Raw genomic sequence first — 19,999 nt, forward strand, 5'->3', positions numbered from 1 at the left:
CGTCTTTCCACGCCGCTGTTTTGTGTAATCACTTGTTTCAACGCGCTATTTATCTCCCATAATCTTTCGCTTCGGTCTGCTGCTTTTTCCCGTAACGCTTTGCTTCACCGCGCTGCCCTTTCTCGCGCCCGAATGGCTCTTTCTGCGCCCGGCCACCGCCTTTTTTTGCGCAACAATCTGATCTGGTGCAAGCTTTCCCCCGTTCCGGCCTACTTTTTAATTGGTTTTCAATGGGCTGAGTAGCTATAATACGAAACGTTGTTTCACTTGAATGGTTTCAGCGTATGGTTGGCCCTTTAGCAAAAACGATAGCTGGTTGCGCAACCGATCTTTGCGCCTGCGCCAAAACCGCGTTTAAACTTCCTCTGCACGCTTTTTTTCTGTCACCTATCCTTAAGCTGTATCGCAGTTCGCCGCTCGGGCGGTCGCACCCCCAATCACCGGGATTACGCTTTATTTCATCCATCACAACTTAACAGATGACTCGTCATGAAAAAGACCAAGATTGTTTGTACTATCGGTCCAAAAACCGAATCGGAAGAAATGTTGACCAACCTGCTGGACGCGGGCATGAACGTTATGCGTCTGAATTTCTCTCACGGCGATTACGATGAGCACGGTAAGCGTATCGCTAACCTGCGCGCGGTGATGAGCAAAACCGGCAAGCAGGCCGCTATTCTGCTGGACACCAAAGGGCCAGAAATTCGTACCATGAAGCTGGAAGGCGGCGCGGACGTGTCGTTGAAAGCCGGTCAGACCTTTACCTTCACCACCGACCAGTCCGTTATCGGCAACAGCGAGCGCGTGGCGGTGACCTATTCTGGCTTCACTTCCGATCTCTCTATCGGCAACACCGTCCTGGTGGACGATGGCCTGATCGGCATGGAAGTCACCGAAGTGACCGAAAACCACGTGGTTTGTAAGGTACTGAACAACGGCGATCTGGGCGAAAACAAAGGCGTTAACCTGCCTGGCGTTTCTATCCAGCTGCCAGCGCTGGCCGAAAAAGACAAGCGTGACCTGATTTTTGGTTGCGAACAGGGCGTGGATTTTGTTGCCGCCTCCTTTATCCGCAAGCGTTCTGACGTGCTGGAAATTCGCGAGCACCTGAAGCAGAACGGCGGCGAGCATATTCAGATCATCTCTAAAATTGAAAATCAGGAAGGCCTGAACAATTTTGATGAGATCCTGGACGCTTCCGACGGCATCATGGTGGCGCGCGGCGACCTGGGTGTGGAAATCCCGGTTGAAGAGGTGATTTTCGCGCAGAAGATGATGATCAAGAAATGTAACCGCGCACGCAAAGTGGTAATTACCGCTACGCAGATGCTGGACTCGATGATCAAAAACCCACGCCCTACCCGTGCAGAAGCGGGCGACGTGGCTAACGCCATCCTGGACGGCACCGATGCGGTTATGCTCTCTGGCGAAAGCGCCAAGGGTAAATACCCGCTGGAATCCGTCACCATTATGGCTACCATCTGCGAACGTACCGATCGCGTGATGAAAAGCCGTATCGACTCTCAGCATGACAGCCGCAAAATGCGCATCACGGAAGCCGTGTGCCGTGGCGCAGTAGAAACTGCCGAGAAGCTGGAAGCGCCGCTGATTGTGGTGGCAACCGAAGGCGGTAAGTCAGCCAAGTCCGTACGCAAATATTTCCCGAACGCGACTATCCTGGCGTTAACCACCAACGAACAGACCGCGCGTCAGCTGATCCTGAGCAAAGGCATTGTGGCGTCCGTGGTAAAAGAAATCGCTTCTACCGATGATTTTTACCGTATCGGTAAAGAAGCGGCTATCGCCAGCGGCTACGGTCGTAAAGGCGATGTCGTGGTGATGGTTTCTGGCGCACTGGTGCCAAGCGGAACCACGAATACCGCGTCTGTGCACGTTCTGTAATCAAAGATTACGCCTTGTAGTGAAAAAGCGCCCTGAGTGGCGCTTTTTTTACAGCTTAGCTCAAAGGTTTTTCTAAAAATTCCAATCGAGATTAACTATTCAATTGCGCTGTAAGGCGAGATAAGTCCGATTGAAATCGTCTGTTTTCGCTAAATTTTTTGGGCTTTTTCGTAAAGACGGTGCTTCTTTGAGCGAACGATCAAATTTAAGCACGTTCTAACCAAAAATTTATTCTCATTGGAAAAAACTTTGTGTAATACTTGTAACGCTACATGGAGATTAACTCAATCTAGAGGGTATAAATAATGAATCGTACTAAACTGGTACTGGGCGCGGTAATCCTGGGTTCTACTCTGCTGGCCGGTTGCTCAAGCAACGCTAAAATCGACCAGCTGTCTACCGACGTTCAGACTCTGAACGCTAAAGTTGACCAGCTGAGCAACGACGTGAACGCAATCCGTTCTGACGTTCAGGCTGCTAAAGACGACGCAGCACGCGCTAACCAGCGTCTGGACAACCAGGCTCACTCTTACCGTAAGTAAGAGTTCTGGTTTAAAAATGGCGCACATTGTGCGCCATTTTTTTTGCCTGTCGCCTTCACGGCTGCAGAAAGCGTTCCGGGCCGTTTATAACTGTTCCCCGTCCAGCCTCGCTTCGCGGCTGCAGAACACGTTCCCGCCCATTTTTAACTGCCCCCCATTCCAGCCCCGCTTTGCGGCTGCAGAGTGCGTTACGGGCCCTGCCCCCAGCTCTGGCCATCGCTTTGCGTTAGCGCTGAAAGCGCGAAGGCTTCAGAAAGCGTTCCAGCCCTTTTATGGCTTTCTGCCCACTTCCGCCCTCGCTTCACAAAGATAATCGCTTAAAGCGCTTCTGGGACGCTCTCAGACGCCGACGTTTCGCCCTTATTCACCAGCACCGGCAATCCCGCACGTCTTTTTAATGCTTCCTTAATAACCTGACTATCGCTCAGCGCGCTGCCTACAAATTTTTTGGTTTGCGCGGTCAGCGCAATCGGCATCGTTTGTGGATCGTCCTTCTCGCTGTGGGACAGCGGCTGATGGACTTCGATATAGCGCTTGCCGTCCGGCTCTGTGGCGTACTTAACGGGCTGATTGATAATCTGCACGCGGGTGCCTTCAGGCACGCTGTTAAACAGGTTTTCGATATCGTCAGGCCGCAGGCGGATACAGCCGGAGCTGACCCGCATCCCAATGCCGAAATCCGCGTTGGTGCCGTGGATCAGATAGTGGCCTTTGCCGTAAGCCAGGCGCAGCGCATACAGCCCCATTGGGTTATCCGGCCCGGCGGGTATGGTCGTTGGCAAGGTTTTGCCTTCCGCCGCGTAGCGCTTGCGGATATTCGGTGTGGGCGTCCAGCTGGGGTTAGGGATCTTCTGACTGATGCGCGTCACCATCGCAGGCGTGTTGGCGCCAAGCTGGCCAATGCCTATCGGGTAAACGACCACCTTATTTTCATCTTTTGGATAATAGTAGAGCCGTAGCTCGGCCACGTTGACCACGATCCCTTCCCTTTTGGTATCGGGCAGCAGCATCTGCGTAGGGATAACCAGTTTCGATCCCGCTTTCGGCAGCCAGGGATCGGTGCCGGGGTTGGCTTCCAGCATCCCTAACAGGCCCGTCTGAAAGTGCGCGGCAATGCTTTCCAGCGAGCGCCCGTCATCCGGCACGGTATAAAGCTGGTTTTCGCCAATTAAACGGCTGTCGGCGGCGGGAAGCGGATAATCGGCCGCACGCGCCAGAGAGAGGAAAAAAAATAACGAAGAGAGGAGTAGAGTTTTCATTTTTATTTCTCGCCAGGTAAACAACACTTCCCGTCATCATGACGGGAAGCCTGTCGAGAAGTGTAGCAACTTAGCGGCTGATACTGTCCTGCGCTTTCTGGCGAATAGCACGGATCATCGCTTCCAGACCCTGCGAGCGCGACGGCGTCAGGTGCTGGGTAAGCGCCAGCTCGCTGAACCACGGCCGCACGTCAAAATCGAGAATTTCCGCCGGGGTCATCTGCTGGTAAAGCACAAACACCAGGGCAATCAACCCTTTAACGATAGCGGCGTCGCTGTCGCCCTGCAGCAGCACGCGGCCCTGCTCGTCCAGTTCCATCACGATCCAGACCTGGCTCTGGCAGCCGGAAATGGTATTCTCCGGCTGGTGCAGCGAGTCCGGCAGCGCAGGCAGTTTCGCGCCCAGTTCAATCACATAGAGATACTTCTCTTCCCAGTTGGCGCAGCGGGAAAAGTTGCGAACCAGTCTCTCTTTATCGGGCAGTGTTGCCATGCAGTTCTCCTTTGCCTGGGCGGTTTAACCGCCCAGCAGCATATGTATACGTGTCAGGCCTGCCGCCAGGCGGTCGACCTCTTCCTCGCTATTATACAAAACAAAGGAAGCACGACACATCGCCGGGACGTCGTAGTGATGCATCAGCGGCATGGCGCAGTGGTGACCGGTACGAATGGCGATACCGTAGCGATCCAGGAAGCTGCCCACGTCATAGGCGTGATGCTTGCCCAGATTAAAGGCGATCACGCCTGCGCGATACTGCGGGCCGTAAATGACCAGATCCGGCACGGAGGCCAGCTTGTCCATCGCGTAGCGCATCAGCGCCTGCTCGCGCTGCGCAATGTTATCCAGCCCCAGCGCTTCCACCCATTTCAGCGCCGCGCCAAGGCCCATGATGCCGCCGGTATTCGGCGAGCCTGCCTCAAAGCGCCACGGCGCGGCGGCGTAGGTGGTGCCGGCGGTCAGGCTGACGGTGGCGATCATCGATCCGCCCCCTTCCCACGGCGGCATTTGATCCAGCATGGCTTTACGCCCGTACAGGATGCCGATGCCGGAAGGCCCGTATATTTTATGGCCGGAGAACAGATAAAAGTCGCAGTCCAGATCCTGCACGTCGACTTTTGCATGCATCACGGCCTGTGCGCCGTCAATCAGCGTAGCGACGCCTGCGGCTTTCGCCTGCGCCACCAGTTCTTTGACCGGATTAATGGTGCCCAGCACGTTGGAAACGTGCGTGACGGCCAGCATACGGGTGCGGCTATCCATCAGATTTGGCAGCGCGGCCAAATCCAGCTCGCCGTCGGCCGTCAGAGGGATAAAGCGCACTTCCGCGCCGGTGCGCTCGGCCACCATCTGCCACGGCACGATATTGGCGTGGTGTTCCATCTCGGTAATGATGATGTTGTCGCCGGGCTGCAGCTGGCTGCCGCCCCAGCTGCTGGCAACGAGGTTAATCCCCTCGGTCGTGCCCTTAACAAACACGATTTCCTCTGGCGAAGCGGCGTTAAGGAAACGCGCGGCGTGCGCGCGAACCTCTTCCATCTCCGTGGTCGCTTCGGCGCTCAGGGTGTGAATACCCCGATGCACCGCCGCATAGCCGTGCTCGTAGAAATGGCTTTCCGCATCGATCACCGCCTGCGGTTTCTGCGCGCTGGCGGCGCTGTCAAGGTAGGCCAGCGGCTGGCCATTCACTTCTCGCGCCAGAACAGGAAAATCGGCCCTGACGCGTGTCAGGTCAAAACTCATTTGATGCCTCCGGGGAAGCGCTGTGCGATACGCTGCATCACCGCCTCCTTGAGTATCTCGTCCGTGATGGCTTCGGTAAGCTCGGCGGCAAAGGCGTAGATAATCATGCGCTGAGCAGATTCTTCGCTGATGCCGCGAGCGCGCAGATAGAACATCTGTTCGTCGTCGATACGGCCAATGGTCGCGCCGTGGCTGCACTTCACGTCGTCAGCATAGATTTCCAGCTGCGGCTTGGTGTCCACTTCCGCCAGGCGTCCCAACAGCAGGTTGTTGTTGGTCATCTGGCCATCGGTTTTCAGCGCGTGCTTCGCCACTTCGATCTTGCCGTTGAACACCGCACGGGCTTTGTCACGCACGATGGTTTTATGCAGCTGACGGCTCTGGCAGTAGCCTTTGTTGTGCTCCAGATAGGTTCGGCTGTCGCACACTTCTTTCTCTACCGGCAGCATCAGACTGTTGATCGACAGCTCGGTGCCCTCGCCGTTCAGCTGCGTGCTGGTATTGTGACGGGCCAGCCCGCTGCCCAGCAGGAAGCTGTGGCTCTGCACGCGCGCATCACGTTCGATCAGCAGATCGTTATGCGCAAAATGGTTGCTGCTTGCGTGCTCGAAAGCCAGCTTGTAGTGCGTCAGTCGCGCATTATTGCCTACGGTCGCGGTAAAGCGAGCGCCGGTAAAGTGCGTGCTTTCATTCAGGCTGACGTAATGCTCGATAATCGTCGCCTCTGCGCCGTCGTCCAGCTGCAGATGGTGACGATAGTGCGAGGTGTTCATCTCGTCCTGCGCGCTGCCGCTGCTGATATGCAGCAGGTAAACGGCACGTTCTGCCGATTTGCCGCGCGGCAGATGGATAGTGGTCACCTCTTCCGCCAGGCTTTCCGTCAGATGCAGGAAAACTTCAGGCTGGATCGGTGCGCTCAACTCGCGGCGGCCTGCGGCAATCTGAATATCAAACTGATCCCAGCTGCTGTCGCTCAGCTGCGCGTTGAACCGGCCATCGACGAAAACCAGTTTAATCGCGTCAATATTCAGCGCCAGCGCGGCAACGTCCGCTGCGCTCAGCTCGGCGGCCGTCGGCAGCACGAAGTTGTGCGCCAGCAGGCCATCCAGCGGCGTATATTTCCAGTTCTCATGCTTGCGCGTCGGCAGCCCTAAACGCAGCACCTGCTGCCAGTGCTGTTGAGCCTGCAAAGAACGCTGCTCGCCCTGGGTCTCGAACAGGTGATGCCACTGCTGCAGGGCGTTTTCACTATTCCTGTTCGGTAAGCCAGCCATAGCCTTGCTCCTCCAGTTGTTTCACCAGCGAGAAATCGCCTGATTTCACGATTTTTCCCTGATAGAGCACGTGCACAAAGTCAGGCTTGATGTAGTCCAGGATACGCTGGTAGTGCGTGACGATAATAAAAGCGCGCTTGCCGTCACGCAGCGTGTTCACGCCGTTTGAAACGATTTTCAGCGCATCGATATCCAGACCGGAGTCGGTTTCGTCAAGGATGCAAAGCTCCGGCTCCAGCGCCGCCATTTGCAGAATGTCGTTGCGTTTTTTCTCGCCGCCGGAGAAGCCGACGTTGACTGAACGGGTCAGCAGATCTTCCGGCATTTTCAGCAGGTGAATTTTGTCTTCGATAAAGTCCTGGAAGTCGAAACGATCCAGCGATTCCTGGTCGCGATATTTACGCACGGCGTTGACTGCCGTTTGCAGGAAAAACTGGTTGCTGACGCCAGGGATTTCCACAGGGTACTGGAAAGCCATAAAGATGCCTTCGCCCGCGCGTTCTTCCGGCGACAGCTCCAGCAGATCTTTGCCTTTGAACTCAATAGAGCCGCCGGTGATTTCATACTCTTCGCGGCCCGCCAGCGTCGCGGAAAGCGTACTTTTCCCTGAGCCGTTCGGCCCCATAATCGCGTGGACTTCGCCCGGCTTCACCTCAAGGTTCAGGCCGCGCAGGATCTCTTTGTCTTCGATACTTACCTGTAAATCTTTAATGCTTAACATAATCTTTCCTGGGCAATACCTCTCGGCATTGCGCAAAATGAATAAGCAGCGGGGATCAGCCCACGCTGTGTTCGAGGCTGATCGCCAGCAGTTTTTGCGCTTCCACCGCAAATTCCAGCGGCAGCTCGGAGAAAACGTCCTTGCAGAAGCCGTTGACGATCATGGAGATCGCATCGTCTTCGCTGATGCCGCGCTGCAGGCAGTAGAACAGCTGATCTTCGCCAATGCGCGAGGTCGTCGCCTCGTGTTCCAGCTGCGCGGTGTTGTTGCGCGCTTCCACATATGGGAAGGTGTGCGCACCGCACTCTGCGCCAATCAGCATGGAGTCGCACTGCGTAAAGTTACGGGCATTGGTCGCCGTCGGCATTATTTTTACCAGGCCACGATAGGTGTTCTGGCTTTTACCCGCCGAAATCCCCTTGGAGATAATGGTGGATTTGGTGTTTTTGCCGATATGGATCATCTTGGTGCCGGTATCGGCCTGCTGATGTCCGCTGGTCAGCGCCACCGAGAAGAACTCGCCCACGGAGTTATCGCCGCGCAGGATCACGCTTGGATATTTCCAGGTGATCGCCGAGCCGGTTTCCGACTGCGTCCAGGACATCTTGCTGTTTTCGCCTTCGCACAGCGCGCGCTTGGTCACGAAGTTCAGGATGCCGCCTTCCGCTTCGCCGCCGGCGAACCAGTTCTGCACGGTAGAATATTTTACTTCCGCATCTTTATGGATGATGACTTCCACCACCGCCGCGTGCAGCTGATAGCTGTCGCGCACCGGCGCGGAGCAGCCTTCGATATAGCTGACGTAGCTGCCTTCATCGGCAATCAGAATGGTGCGCTCGAACTGGCCGGTTTTCGCCGCGTTGATGCGGAAATAGGTGGACAGCTCCATTGGGCAGCGTACCCCTTTCGGGATGTAAACGAAGGTGCCGTCTGACGCTACCGCCGAGTTCAGCGCCGCGAAGAAGTTATCGTTGGCCGGCACCACGGTGCCCAGATACTGTTTTACCAGCTCAGGGTGATCGTGGATCGCTTCGCCAAAGGAACAGAAAATAATGCCCTGCTCCGCCAGCTTGCCGCGATAGGTGGTTGACACCGACACGGAGTCGAAAATGGCGTCTACGGCCACTTCCTGCCCTTCGCGTACCGGCACGCCCAGCTGTTTAAAGGCGTTTTCCACTTCTTCCGTCAGGTAGTTCGGCGCCGCGGCGCCGGAAGTCTGCTGTGCGCCAGGCTCTGAGGCGCAGCTGTCATCGCAGCTGCCGCAGGACGGTGCGGAATAGTAGCTGTAATCCTGATAGTTCAGTGACTTATAGTTAGCTTTCAGCCAGTGTGGCTCTTCCATCTCCAGCCAGGCCGCGTAGGCTTTCAGGCGGAAATCAAGCATCCACTCCGGCTCATTGCGTTTAGCAGAGATCGCACGTACCACATCCTCGTTGATGCCGTTGGCGAACTCCTCGGTTTGCAGCTGAGTGAAGAATCCTTCCTTGTACTTCTGGCGGCTTCCTTCCCAGACCTGCACGTCGTCTGATGTATCAGTATTTCGGGACATAAAATTTACTCAACGCCAAAGCTCTCACCACAGCCACAGGCGTGTTGAGCTTTAGGATTATTAAATTTGAAAATCTGGTTCAGGCCTTCACGAACGAAATCGACTTCGGTTCCGTCGATAAAAGGCATAGCCTGCAGCGGCACATAAAGATTCGCGCCGTTATGGGTAAACACTAAATCATCTGACGCAGGCTCTTTAATTAAATCCATGGTGTAGCCGAATCCGGCGCAGCCGGACGTCTTAACGCCCAGCTTTAAACCCTTAACGTGCGGGTCGCTGGCGGACAGCGCGATGATTTGCTGTGCGGCGCTGTCGGTAAGCGTCAGTCCTTTCCAGACGAAATCGTCCGGCGAAAAAGAAGCGGTCGTTGCTGATGGCATAACATTACCTCGCGAGTCGGTAGCCCTGCGGGCTGATACCCCTATGTTAGTGATAATGATTGTCTCTTCAACCTCTTGTTTTGCAGGGATTAAGGCCAACCGGGCTTTTTTGGGCCTCTTTATTCAGTTTAGACCCTGTGAAGAGGTTTGCGATGTGTGTCACGCAGTGATTTAACGAAATGGTAACACATTGAAAAGCAGCCAGTAAATATCAGCCGCGCTGCGCTAAGCAGGAATAATGGTTATTTTACCCCTTTCATCCTTAACGCGTATTGTTATTACCAATTTATCTGAGAGGCAGCATAAATCGATAAAAATTTTTTGCGCCAGCGTTGAATAATGCGCCAGTTATAATATGATAATGATTATCATTAGCGTGAATGGGTCCCGGAATGAATCTGACGATGAGTGCCTGGCTGCAACATAAAATTGATGAATACAAGTTTTCCATCCGGGATATCACCGTTGATTACACTATGGCGCAGGCCAAAGTGAATCGGCCTGAATGCACCCTGGAACAGCTGCGTAAGTTTAACGATACCTGTCTTGATATGGCCGAACTCTGCCAGCTAAACGGCGATGACCAGAGCTATCTGCACGCGCTCGGCAGGCTGCATCAACGTCTGTTGCAGGAATTGGGCAATCCCGAGCGGGAACGCCTCTTCCGTATGCAAGCCTGGCAGCTGGCGCGCCACTCGCTTACCCGTCTGTGCCATCAGCTCGCGCTGAGCGGCGAATGGGATAAGGCGACCGCGCTGCAAAATGAGTTTGTGCGCAAAGCCTCGCGAATTATGTAGCTCGCCGCCAGAACAGACCATTATACCCTGGCGGCGTGAAGATATCTGCTCTGGCATCACCGAACGCTGCTTACAGCAGCTCCAGCAGCGCCTGTAAAGGATGCCGCATGCCGTTACCCTCAAGGCGTTTCACCTGGCTGCGGCATGAATAGCCGGTCGCCAGGCAGCGCTGGCGCGGCAGTTTTTGCAGCGCCTGATGCCATGACAGCTCATAAATACCCAGCGAGTTAGCCAGATTTTTTGTTTCATGCCCGTACGTGCCCGCCATACCGCAGCAGCCTACGCTGACGTTTTCCAGTTTTGCGCCAAAGCGCGCGAATATCCCTGCCCACTGCTGGCTGGATGCGGGTAGCGCAGTGACTTCCGTACAGTGGCCGAACAGATACCAGGCTTCGCCGCTTTGCGGGACGGGCTGGCGCGCCGGCAGCGCATTTTGCAGCCATTCATGCACCAGCTGCACGTGGAAGTCGCCGCGTTTTTCGCCAAGGATCTCTTTGTATTCGTCGCGGTAGCAAAGCACCAGCGCCGGATCGACGCCGACCATCGGCAGCTGGAGTTTCGCCACGCGATTAAGAAAATCCGCCGTTTTCTGCGCGGTTCTGGCGAAGCGCTGTAAAAAGCCTTTGATATGTTGCGCCTTGCCGTTGGGCGAGAAAGGCAGCACCACCGGCCGATAGCCAAGCTTCTCCACCAGCGTCACAAAATCGCTGACCAGCCTGGCTTCGTAATAGCTGGTAAACGGATCCTGCACGATCAGCACATGCTGCGCGCGCTGCGTTTCGCTCATTGCCTCAAGCTGCTCCAGGGTGGTGGTCACCGCCCGCTGCCCGGCCAGCTGCTGCTTCAGATTGGGCGAGGAAAGCAGCGGCAGATCGACCATGCCGATATGATCCTTACTCAGCTTGCGCACCAGCGGCTGGCGTAAAAAGAAGTTAAAGAACGTGGGCGCTTTTGCCATCAGCGGCGCGTAGCTTTCCACGCCGGCGACCAGGTGATCGCTGACCGGACGCAGATAGCGGGTGTGGTAAAGCTGCAGGAAACGGGAACGGAAGCCGGGCACGTCGATTTTTATCGGACACTGGGTGGAACAGGCTTTACAGGCCAGACAGCCCGACATCGCCTCTTTCACCTCGTGCGAGAAATCATATTCGCCGCGCTTCGCGTGCCAGCTGTTACGGGTGCGCTCGATCATGCCGCGCAGGCTGACTTTCGCCTGGGGCAGCGAGCGTTCCAGCGCCAGCGGATCGACGCCCTGCTCCGCCAGCAGCCGCAGCCATTCGCGGGTCAGCGTGGCGCGGCCTTTCGGCGAGTGAATACGATTGCCGGTGATTTTCATCGACGGACACATCGGGCTGCGCACGTCAAAATTAAAACACAGACCGTTGCCGTTGCACTCCATCGCGCCGCGCCAGTCGCTGCGCACGTTGACCGGAATTTGACGATCGAAGGTACCGCGCTTTACCGCATCCACTTTCATCATCGGCTCGTCAACGCCCAGGGGCGCGCAAATTTTACCTGGATTAAGCCGGTTATCGGCATCGAAGGCCGCCTTGATGCGGCGCAGATCGTTATATAACGCTTCGCCAAAAAACGCCGGGCTGTATTCGGCGCGAAAGCCTTTACCGTGTTCACCCCACAGCAGGCCGCCGTAGCGTGCCGTCAGCGCCACCACCTCGTCAGAGATCTGCTTCATCAGCATTTCCTGCTGTGGATCGCACATATCCAGCGCGGGGCGCACGTGCAGCACGCCCGCATCGACATGGCCAAACATGCCGTAGCTCAGGTTGTGGCTGTCCAGCAGCTGGCGGAACTCGACGATATAGTCCGCCAGATGCTGCGGCGGCACGCAGGTATCTTCGACGAAAGGGATCGGTTTGGCGCGGCCTTTGGCGTTGCCGAGCAGCCCGACCGCTTTTTTACGCATGGCGTAAATGCGCTCAATACCGCCAATATCGTTGCACAGCTGATAGCCGATAATGCCCGCCTCGCCAGCCGCCATCAGGCTTTCCAGCCGCTGGCAAAGTGAGGCGACCTGACCGTCGATCAGCGCCTTATCGTCTCCGGCGAACTCAACAATATTCAGCCCCAGCATTTCCTGGTCCGGCACGTCGGCGATCAGCTCGCTGACCGAATGCCAGACGATATCTTCCCGTGCCAGGTTCAGCACCTTTGAATCAACCGTTTCAACCGACAGCGCCTGCGCCTCCACCATAAAAGGTGCGCTGCGCAGCGCCGAGTCGAAGGAATCATATTTGATATTGACCAGCCGTCGCACTTTGGGGATCGGCATGATGTTCAGGCGGGCTTCGGTAATAAAAGCCAGCGTGCCTTCTGCGCCGCACAGCAGACGGGTTAAATCCACCTGCTGCAAATCGTCGCTGATGGCGTGGCGCAGATCGTAGCCGGTCAAAAAGCGGTTGAGCTTTGGAAACTTCTCAACAATAAGGTCACGGCGATCGCGGCAGCATTCCAGTACCGTGCGATAGATTTCGCCCTCGCGCGTTTGCTCCGCCGCCAGCTGCTCCGCCACGCCTGTCGGGATCGCCCGCGTATCCAGCAAGTCGCCGCCCAGCAGCACCGCGCGCAGCCCTAAAACGTGATCGGAGGTTTTGCCATAAACCAGCGAGCCTTGCCCTGACGCATCGGTATTAATCATGCCGCCGAGCGTGGCGCGGTTGCTGGTGGAGAGTTCCGGCGAGAAGAAGTAGCCCAGCGGTTTCAGGGCGGCGTTGAGCTGGTCTTTGATCACCCCCGCCTCTACTTTTACCCATCCCTGCTCCACATTAATGTCCAGAATGCGGTTCATGTAGCGGGACATATCGACCACAATGCCCTGATTCAGCGCCTGGCCGTTGGTGCCGGTGCCGCCGCCGCGCGGCGTAAAGACCAGGCTTCGATAGCGCTCTTCGCCCGCCAGACGAGCAATCAGCGCAACATCAGCTGTGGATCGGGGGAACAGCGCCGCATCGGGCAACAGCTGATAGATGCTGTTATCGGTGGACAGGGTAAGACGGTCGGCATAGCTGGTAGCGGTATCACCGGTAAAACCCTGCTGCTCTAACGCCTGCAAAAAATTCAGCACCAGTTGAACGAGGCCCGGCGCCTGAGAAATCTGTGGGATCATTATCGTGTGACCAGGTTGTGTTTGAGGTGTAACGTTTGCTCTTTCTTATGGTTTTATCACATTTTTTTATGACCTGTCGCCCTTTCAAAACCCCAGCGAAAAGAATAACGTGCCGTTTGTGTGGAAAATGCGTTTAATACATCAGGAGCGGAATGTCCGCTCCCGCTTTCCGGCCTTTCTGACGACTTTATTACTTGAGGTTAATGGTCATACATGAAGAACACGCAAAACGGATGGGATATGCTGCAAATCATCTTCTCCATCCTGTTTATTACGCTGCTGATCGTCGCCTGTCTGTGGGTGGTTCAGCCCTTTGTGCTCGGATTCGCCTGGGCGAGCATGGTGGTGATCGCCACCTGGCCTTTGATGCTGAAAATCCAGGGCTGGCTGTGGGGGCGCCGTTCACTGGCGGTGATCGCCATGACGCTGCTGCTGGTGCTGCTGTTTGTTATCCCCGTCGCGCTGCTGGTTAACAGCCTGATTGAGAACAGCGGGCCGGTAATCGCCTGGGCGACCTCGGGGCATGTGATGCTGCCGCAGATGCTGTGGCTACACGACATTCCGCTGGTGGGCAAAAAGCTCTATTCCGCCTGGCGTCATCTGGTGGCGGGCGGCGGCACGGCGATGGTGGCCAGCGTTCAGCCCTATATCGGGCGCACCAGCATCTTTTTATTCGCGCAGGCCGGACACTTTGGTCGCTTTATGCTGCATCTGGGACTGATGCTGCTGTTCAGCGTGCTGCTTTACTGGCGCGGTGAGCAGGTGGGTAACGGCATTCGCCACTTTGCCTATCGGCTGGCCCATCGTCGCGGCGACGCGGCGGTGCTGCTTGCCGGTCAGGCCATCCGCGCCGTGGCGCTTGGCGTGGTGGTTACCGCGCTGGTGCAGGGCGTATTAGGCGGTATCGGCCTGGCCATTTCCGGCATTCCTTACGCTACGGTACTGACGGTAGTGATGATCCTCTCCTGCCTGGTGCAGCTGGGGCCGTTGGTCGTGCTGATCCCCGCTATCATCTGGCTCTACTGGAGCGGCGACACCACCTGGGGCACCGTCCTGCTGATCTGGAGCTGCGTGGTGGGCACGCTGGATAACGTGCTGCGGCCAGTGCTTATCAGAATGGGTGCCGATTTGCCGATGATTTTGATCCTTTCCGGCGTGATCGGCGGGCTGGTGGCGTTCGGCATGATCGGCCTCTTTATTGGCCCGGTAGTGCTGGCAGTCTCTTATCGACTGGTATCGGTCTGGATGCATGAAGAACCCGCGCCCAGAGACGATCCTGAAGAGGTCGTTGAAGAACTTGCTGAAATAGAACAGGAAAATTCAGTTAAGCAATAACTTTAAGGCGGTTAGCATGCCTGACCGCCTTAATGCTTTAAAACCACCTATTACTTTAAAAGGCGCATTTGTTAAGCAACTTTTACCATTATCCGCCGGTTTTTCGCCCTTCCCGTCTCACTTACCGGCAATTGATTAATATAAGTACACATATCGCCCCTTACGCCTGCAATTTCAGTGATTAAATATTATCGTCTTTAAACTAATAAGAGGATTCTTAAAGACTCACTTCAGCGGGGGGAATAGTATATCGGTTATGTTTAGCAGCAACGCGCTGATTTATAAACAACCTTTTTCCCCAAACACCCTAAAGAATTGCTGTGTGTAGTCTTTGCCCATCCCATGTGATGGGCTTTTTTTTATCCATAGCAAAGCAAAAAGGCCGAACAAGTCGGCCTTTCACTGCATCTGGTAATGAATCGCTACGCTTTAGGCAGTTCTGCCAGGCTTAACCAGGTCTGAACTACCGTGTCCGGATTGAGCGACAGGCTGTCGATGCCCTCTGCCATCAGCCATGCGGCAAAATCTTCGTGATCGGATGGCCCCTGGCCGCAAATGCCCACGTATTTTCCGGCTTTTTTCGCCGAACGGATCGCCATCGACAGCAGCGCCTTCACCGCATCGTTACGCTCATCGAACAGTTCTGATACCACGCCGGAATCCCTGTCCAGCCCCAGCGTCAGCTGCGTCATATCATTTGAGCCGATGGAAAACCCGTCGAAGTATTGCAGGAACTCATCCGCCAGCAGCGCGTTAGAAGGGATTTCGCACATCATAATGATTTTTAATCCGTTCTCGCCACGCTTCAGGCCCTGACGCCCCAGCTCTTCCACCACCGCTTTCGCCTGCGCGACAGTACGCACGAACGGCACCATCACTTCGACGTTGGTCAGCCCCATTTCGTTGCGAACGCGCTTGACGGCCTCGCACTCAAGCGCAAAGCAGTCGCGGAAGCTGTCGGCCACGTAGCGGCCAGCGCCACGGAAGCCCAGCATCGGGTTTTCCTCTTCCGGCTCATAGTGCTCGCCGCCGACCAGGTTAGCGTACTCATTGGTTTTAAAATCCGACAGCCGCACAATCACCCTTTTCGGCGAGAAAGCGGCGCCCAGCGTGGCGATGCCTTCCGTCAGGCGGGCAATATAGAACTCTACCGGATCGTCAAAGCCTTTCATCATGCTGCGGATCTGCTGCTGCAATTCCGGCGTCTGACGGTCGAATTCAAGCAGCGCCTTAGGATGCACGCCGATCATGCGGTTAATGATAAATTCCAGTCTCGCCAGCCCCACGCCCTCATTAGGCAGGCAGGCGAAGTCGAAGGCGCGATCGGGATTGCCGACGTTCATCATGATTTTCAGCGGCAGCGCGGGCATTTCATCAACCTGTGAGCTTTTTACCTCAAAGTCGAGCAGATCGTCGTAAACATAGCCGGTATCGCCTTCTGCGCAGGAGACGGTGACCTTATGGCCATCCTTCAGAAGCTCGGTAGCGTTACCGCAGCCGACCACGGCAGGAATACCCAGCTCGCGGGCGATAATGGCGGCATGACAGGTACGCCCGCCACGGTTGGTAACGATTGCCGACGCCTTCTTCATAATCGGCTCCCAGTCGGGATCGGTCATATCAGTGACCAGCACGTCGCCTTTTTCGATGCGGTTCATCTCGCTGATATCGTGGATCACTTTGACCTCGCCCGCACCGATACGATGGCCGATAGCGCGCCCCTCCACCACTACGGCACCTTTCCCCTGTAGCGTATAACGCTCCATCACCTGGCCATTGGAGCGCACGGTTTCCGGACGCGCCTGCACGATAAACAGCTTGCCGGTATGGCCATCCTTCGCCCATTCAATATCCATTGGCCGCTGATAATGTTTTTCAATCTGCACTGCCTGTGCCGCCAGCGCTTCCACTTCTTCGCTGCTGAGGCTGAAACGATCACGCTCCGCTTCCGGCACGTCTTCGATTTTGACCTGCTCGCCGTGCGCCTGCGAATCGGCGTAGACCATACGGATTTTTTTCGAGCCCATGTTGCGACGCACGATAGCGGGACGACCCGCCGCCAGCGTCGGCTTATGCACATAAAATTCGTCCGGGTTAACCGCGCCCTGAACCACCATCTCGCCCAAACCATAAGCAGAGGTAATAAACACCACCTGATCGAAGCCCGATTCGGTATCAATGGTAAACATTACGCCAGCGGCGCCGGCATCGGAGCGTACCATCCGCTGTACGCCAGCCGACAGGGCGACGCCGCGATGATCGTAGCCCTGATGCACGCGATAAGAGATCGCCCTGTCGTTAAACAGCGAGGCGTAAACATGCTTCACCGCCACCAGCACGGCGTCGAAGCCCTGTACGTTCAGGAAAGTTTCCTGCTGGCCGGCGAAAGAGGCATCCGGCATATCTTCGGCCGTAGCGGACGAGCGCACGGCGAACGAAGCCTCGGCGTCGTCAGCGGAAAGCTGCTGGTAGGCTTCACGGATAGCCTGTTCCAGCTCTGGCTGAAAAGGCGTCTCTACAATCCACTCGCGGATCTGTTTACCCGCTTTTGCCAGTTCGTCCACGTCATCAATATCGGTTTTGTCCAACAGCGTATGGATGCGTTCACTGACGCCGCTCTGATCGAGGAACTGATTGAATGCATCGGCCGTAGTGGCAAAACCGTTGGGAACGGAAACGCCAAGCGATGACAAATTAGTGATCATTTCACCCAGAGAGGCATTTTTGCCGCCCACCCGATCAACATCGTTCATGCCAAGCTGGTTATACCAGAGCACAAACGGCAGTGCGCCTTGATTGGACATTGAAGCAATCCTTTTATGAATGAATTAATGGAAATAGCATCGTGCGTTTTTGAGCCTGGCACATTCCGTGTATGGAAAGAAACTGTTGAATCGTTCAAGCTGACTAAAAGGAAAACTTTAAGACTATTCCGCGAACAGCAATCTTATTTCGGGCGATAAAAATATATTTAAGATTATGATATATAAGATTATTTTAATTAAAAGGGCTATTAAAAAAAGGAAGAGATGTGGCGAGCTATTTTGATTCCCTTTTAGCATGCTTTTCCGGAAAATAGCGCTTTTTACGCATGACAAACAGGAACGTTATTTCATTAATCCTCTTTTTCAGCCACGCCTTTCTTTTTATAAAAACAAAAAGTTCATTACAATGAGAAGTGAAATTTTAATTTAATTTCGTCAGCTGGCGCTAATTGCTATAAGACTGTAGTTTAATTTACTCTGCCACTCAGTTTCTTAGGGATCGAAAAATGGACAGCAACGAACGCAGCGTATTTTATATTTCTGACGGAACGGCCATTACCGCTGAAGTGCTCGGCCACGCGGTGCTTTCGCAGTTTCCTGTCAACATTAACAGCGTGACGCTGCCCTTTGTGGAAAACGTGCAGCGGGCGCAGGCGGTCAAAGCGCAGATTAACGCTATCTGGCAGAAAAGCGGCCTGCGCCCGCTGGTGTTTATTTCTGTGGTCACGCCGGAAATCCGGGAAATTATTCTGCAAAGCGAAGGCTTCTGTCAGGACATCGTCCAGTCGCTGGTGGCGCCGCTTCAGCAGGAGCTGGGCATAGCGCCCGCACCGGTCGCCAACCGCACGCACGGTCTGACGGCCAACAACCTGGGCAAGTACGATGCGCGCATCGCCGCCATCGACTACACCCTGGCACACGACGACGGTATCTCGCTGCGCGGGCTGGAGGAGGCGCAGGTGATCCTGCTGGGCGTTTCGCGCTGCGGCAAGACGCCGACCAGCCTCTATCTGGCCATGCAGTTTGGCATTCGCGCCGCCAATTATCCTTTTATCGCCGACGATATGGATAACCTGAAGCTGCCGCCCGCGCTGCGGCCTTTCCAGAACAAGCTGTTTGGCTTAACTATCGATCCCGAGCGGCTGGCCGCGATCCGTCAGGAGCGGGCGGAAAATACCCGCTACGCGTCCATGCGGCAATGTCGGCTGGAAGTCGGCGAGGTGGAAGCCCTGTTTCGTACCCATCAGATCCGTTACCTCAACAGTACCAATTACTCCGTTGAGGAAATCGCCACGAAAATTTTAGATATCATGGGCCTGACGCGTCGAATGTACTGAGGCGCAGCCGTTTTTTGATTCCGCGCCAGAAAAAGTGATATTTATCCCGTTGCGCCGTTCTGTCCGGCGTTTCGGGTTGAAATCCACGCCGTGTCGGGTTTATTGTGATCGCCATCACTTCCCGGTATTTCCGCCGCTGCGAAGAAAAAAATTTTTGGACAACTATGAACAAGACAGATGAACTGCGGACCGCGCGCATCGAGAGCCTGATTACGCCTGACGAACTGGCGCAGCGTTTCCCGATCACGCCTGATATCGCCGCGAACGTGACCGCTTCCCGCCAGCGTATTGCCCGGATTTTGTCCGGCGAAGATCGCCGCCTGCTGGTGGTGATCGGCCCCTGCTCGCTCCACGATCCCGACGCCGCGCTGGCCTATGCGGCGAAGCTTAACGCGCTGCGCCAGCACCACGCCGCCGAGCTGGAAATCGTGATGCGCGCCTATTTTGAGAAACCGCGCACCGTGGTGGGCTGGAAAGGCCTGATTTCCGATCCCGATCTTGACGGCAGTTTCCGGGTGAATCACGGCCTGGCCGTAGCGCGCGAGCTGCTGCTGGAGATCAACCGGTTGGGCATGCCTACGGCCACCGAATTCCTGGATATGGTGGTGGGTCAGTTCCTGGCAGATCTCATCAGCTGGGGAGCCATCGGCGCCCGTACCACAGAAAGCCAAATCCACCGCGAAATGGCTTCCGCGCTTTCCTGTCCCGTTGGCTTTAAAAACGGCACGGACGGTAATATTCAGATTGCGGTCGATGCGATACGCGCTGCCCGCGCCAGCCACATGTTCCTGTCGCCGGACAAGCATGGACAGATGACCATTTATCAGACCAGCGGCAACCCGTCTGGCCACATCATTATGCGCGGCGGCAAGCGGCCAAACTACCATGCGGAAGACGTCGCCGCCGCTGCCGCCAGCCTGCGCGAACACAGGCTGCCGGAAAGGCTGGTTATTGATTTCAGCCACGGCAACTGTCTGAAACAGCACCGCCTGCAAAAAGAGGTCGCCGCGTCCGTAGCGCAGCAGATCCGCGACGGTTCGTCGTCGATTGCCGGCGTAATGATTGAAAGTTTCCTGAAGGAAGGCACCCAGAAAGTGCAGGCCGGTACGCCGCTGGTATACGGCCAGTCGATTACCGACCCCTGCCTGGGCTGGAGTGACAGCGAAGAGGTGTTAGCGCAGCTGGCCGAGGCGATTAAAGCGAGGCGCTAAGACAGGCCTGAAAGCAGGCAGGACACCGTGCGCATGGACGCGCTGGCGTACCCTGCCTGCCG

General features: G+C 55.7%; 15 protein-coding genes. 6 read left to right on the top strand and 9 right to left on the bottom strand.

Annotation, left to right across the window (positions count from 1 at the left end):
- Nucleotides 1-489 precede the first annotated feature (489 nt).
- Nucleotides 490-1,902 (top strand): pyruvate kinase PykF, encoded by a 1,413-nt coding sequence (gene pykF / locus QZH36_RS03550; protein WP_125289780.1) that lies wholly within the window; start codon nt 490-492, stop codon nt 1,900-1,902.
- A 305-nt stretch (nt 1,903-2,207) separates the two neighbouring features.
- The gene (locus QZH36_RS03555; protein WP_016169824.1) at nt 2,208-2,444 is read left to right on the top strand and encodes a major outer membrane lipoprotein; all 237 of its coding nucleotides are present in this window, start codon (nt 2,208-2,210) and stop codon (nt 2,442-2,444) included.
- Between the two features lie 317 nt (nt 2,445-2,761).
- Here the strand turns inward: QZH36_RS03555 and QZH36_RS03560 are convergent, their stop codons facing one another.
- The 7 genes from QZH36_RS03560 to sufA form a co-directional block, all read right to left on the bottom strand.
- Complete coding sequence (locus QZH36_RS03560; protein WP_301729661.1) at nt 2,762-3,703, bottom strand: L,D-transpeptidase family protein; 942 nt, start codon at nt 3,701-3,703, stop codon at nt 2,762-2,764.
- Between the two features lie 70 nt (nt 3,704-3,773).
- Nucleotides 3,774-4,196, bottom strand: coding sequence for a cysteine desulfuration protein SufE (sufE, locus tag QZH36_RS03565; protein ID WP_253454447.1), 423 nt, complete (start codon nt 4,194-4,196; stop codon nt 3,774-3,776).
- Between the two features lie 24 nt (nt 4,197-4,220).
- Nucleotides 4,221-5,444, bottom strand: coding sequence for a cysteine desulfurase SufS (gene sufS / locus QZH36_RS03570; RefSeq protein WP_301729662.1), 1,224 nt, complete (start codon nt 5,442-5,444; stop codon nt 4,221-4,223).
- A complete protein-coding gene (gene sufD, locus QZH36_RS03575; protein WP_301729663.1) occupies nt 5,441-6,718 on the bottom strand; it encodes a Fe-S cluster assembly protein SufD in 1,278 nt (425 codons plus the stop codon). The genes sufS and sufD overlap by 4 nt, the downstream gene beginning before the upstream one ends.
- On the bottom strand, nt 6,693-7,439 hold the full coding sequence (gene sufC, locus QZH36_RS03580) for a Fe-S cluster assembly ATPase SufC (RefSeq protein WP_301729664.1): 747 nt from the start codon (nt 7,437-7,439) through the stop codon (nt 6,693-6,695). The genes sufD and sufC overlap by 26 nt, the downstream gene beginning before the upstream one ends.
- Before the next feature lie 55 nt (nt 7,440-7,494).
- Nucleotides 7,495-8,988 (bottom strand): Fe-S cluster assembly protein SufB, encoded by a 1,494-nt coding sequence (gene sufB, locus QZH36_RS03585; protein ID WP_125289774.1) that lies wholly within the window; start codon nt 8,986-8,988, stop codon nt 7,495-7,497.
- Between the two features lie 5 nt (nt 8,989-8,993).
- Nucleotides 8,994-9,368 carry a Fe-S cluster assembly scaffold SufA gene (gene sufA / locus QZH36_RS03590; RefSeq protein ID WP_125289773.1) on the bottom strand — a complete coding sequence of 125 codons (375 nt, stop codon included), beginning with the start codon at nt 9,366-9,368 and terminating at the stop codon, nt 8,994-8,996.
- 392 nt (nt 9,369-9,760) lie between these two features.
- Between sufA and QZH36_RS03595 the strand changes: the two genes are divergently transcribed.
- Nucleotides 9,761-10,165 carry a hypothetical protein gene (locus tag QZH36_RS03595; protein WP_253454450.1) on the top strand — a complete coding sequence of 135 codons (405 nt, stop codon included), beginning with the start codon at nt 9,761-9,763 and terminating at the stop codon, nt 10,163-10,165.
- A 70-nt stretch (nt 10,166-10,235) separates the two neighbouring features.
- Here the strand turns inward: QZH36_RS03595 and ydiJ are convergent, their stop codons facing one another.
- Nucleotides 10,236-13,289, bottom strand: coding sequence for a D-2-hydroxyglutarate dehydrogenase YdiJ (gene ydiJ, locus QZH36_RS03600; RefSeq protein WP_301729665.1), 3,054 nt, complete (start codon nt 13,287-13,289; stop codon nt 10,236-10,238).
- Between the two features lie 213 nt (nt 13,290-13,502).
- Here ydiJ and ydiK point away from each other — a divergent pair, with 213 nt between their 5' ends.
- Entirely contained in the window at nt 13,503-14,624 is a 1,122-nt protein-coding gene (ydiK, locus tag QZH36_RS03605; RefSeq protein ID WP_253454452.1) for an AI-2E family transporter YdiK, read from the top strand.
- 422 nt (nt 14,625-15,046) lie between these two features.
- On the opposite strand, the gene ppsA is transcribed toward ydiK, so the two are convergent.
- Nucleotides 15,047-17,428 carry a phosphoenolpyruvate synthase gene (ppsA, locus tag QZH36_RS03610; RefSeq protein WP_301251801.1) on the bottom strand — a complete coding sequence of 794 codons (2,382 nt, stop codon included), beginning with the start codon at nt 17,426-17,428 and terminating at the stop codon, nt 15,047-15,049.
- 467 nt (nt 17,429-17,895) lie between these two features.
- On the opposite strand from ppsA, the gene ppsR reads away from it, so the two are divergent.
- Both ppsR and QZH36_RS03620 read left to right on the top strand, forming a co-directional pair.
- Nucleotides 17,896-18,726 carry a posphoenolpyruvate synthetase regulatory kinase/phosphorylase PpsR gene (gene ppsR / locus QZH36_RS03615; RefSeq protein ID WP_125289768.1) on the top strand — a complete coding sequence of 277 codons (831 nt, stop codon included), beginning with the start codon at nt 17,896-17,898 and terminating at the stop codon, nt 18,724-18,726.
- Between the two features lie 164 nt (nt 18,727-18,890).
- On the top strand, nt 18,891-19,937 hold the full coding sequence (locus tag QZH36_RS03620; RefSeq protein ID WP_301729666.1) for a 3-deoxy-7-phosphoheptulonate synthase: 1,047 nt from the start codon (nt 18,891-18,893) through the stop codon (nt 19,935-19,937).
- Nucleotides 19,938-19,999: the final 62 nt, after the last annotated feature.

Source organism: Erwinia wuhanensis (assembly GCF_030484085.1).
Lineage (GTDB): Bacteria > Pseudomonadota > Gammaproteobacteria > Enterobacterales > Enterobacteriaceae > Erwinia > Erwinia aeris.

Excerpts from the sequence above, each read along its gene's own strand:
- ydiK (WP_253454452.1), top strand. The coding sequence starts at position 13,503 with ATGAAGAACACGCAAAACGGATGGGATATGCTGCAAATCATCTTCTCC.
- QZH36_RS03555 (WP_016169824.1), top strand. The coding sequence starts at position 2,208 with ATGAATCGTACTAAACTGGTACTGGGCGCGGTAATCCTGGGTTCTACT.
- sufC (WP_301729664.1), bottom strand. The coding sequence starts at position 7,439 with ATGTTAAGCATTAAAGATTTACAGGTAAGTATCGAAGACAAAGAGATC.
- ydiJ (WP_301729665.1), bottom strand. The coding sequence starts at position 13,289 with ATGATCCCACAGATTTCTCAGGCGCCGGGCCTCGTTCAACTGGTGCTG.
- QZH36_RS03560 (WP_301729661.1), bottom strand. The coding sequence starts at position 3,703 with ATGAAAACTCTACTCCTCTCTTCGTTATTTTTTTTCCTCTCTCTGGCG.
- pykF (WP_125289780.1), top strand. The coding sequence starts at position 490 with ATGAAAAAGACCAAGATTGTTTGTACTATCGGTCCAAAAACCGAATCG.
- QZH36_RS03620 (WP_301729666.1), top strand. The coding sequence starts at position 18,891 with ATGAACAAGACAGATGAACTGCGGACCGCGCGCATCGAGAGCCTGATT.
- sufE (WP_253454447.1), bottom strand. The coding sequence starts at position 4,196 with ATGGCAACACTGCCCGATAAAGAGAGACTGGTTCGCAACTTTTCCCGC.
- sufD (WP_301729663.1), bottom strand. The coding sequence starts at position 6,718 with ATGGCTGGCTTACCGAACAGGAATAGTGAAAACGCCCTGCAGCAGTGG.
- sufB (WP_125289774.1), bottom strand. The coding sequence starts at position 8,988 with ATGTCCCGAAATACTGATACATCAGACGACGTGCAGGTCTGGGAAGGA.
- ppsR (WP_125289768.1), top strand. The coding sequence starts at position 17,896 with ATGGACAGCAACGAACGCAGCGTATTTTATATTTCTGACGGAACGGCC.
- QZH36_RS03595 (WP_253454450.1), top strand. The coding sequence starts at position 9,761 with ATGAATCTGACGATGAGTGCCTGGCTGCAACATAAAATTGATGAATAC.
- sufS (WP_301729662.1), bottom strand. The coding sequence starts at position 5,444 with ATGAGTTTTGACCTGACACGCGTCAGGGCCGATTTTCCTGTTCTGGCG.
- sufA (WP_125289773.1), bottom strand. The coding sequence starts at position 9,368 with ATGCCATCAGCAACGACCGCTTCTTTTTCGCCGGACGATTTCGTCTGG.
- ppsA (WP_301251801.1), bottom strand. The coding sequence starts at position 17,428 with ATGTCCAATCAAGGCGCACTGCCGTTTGTGCTCTGGTATAACCAGCTT.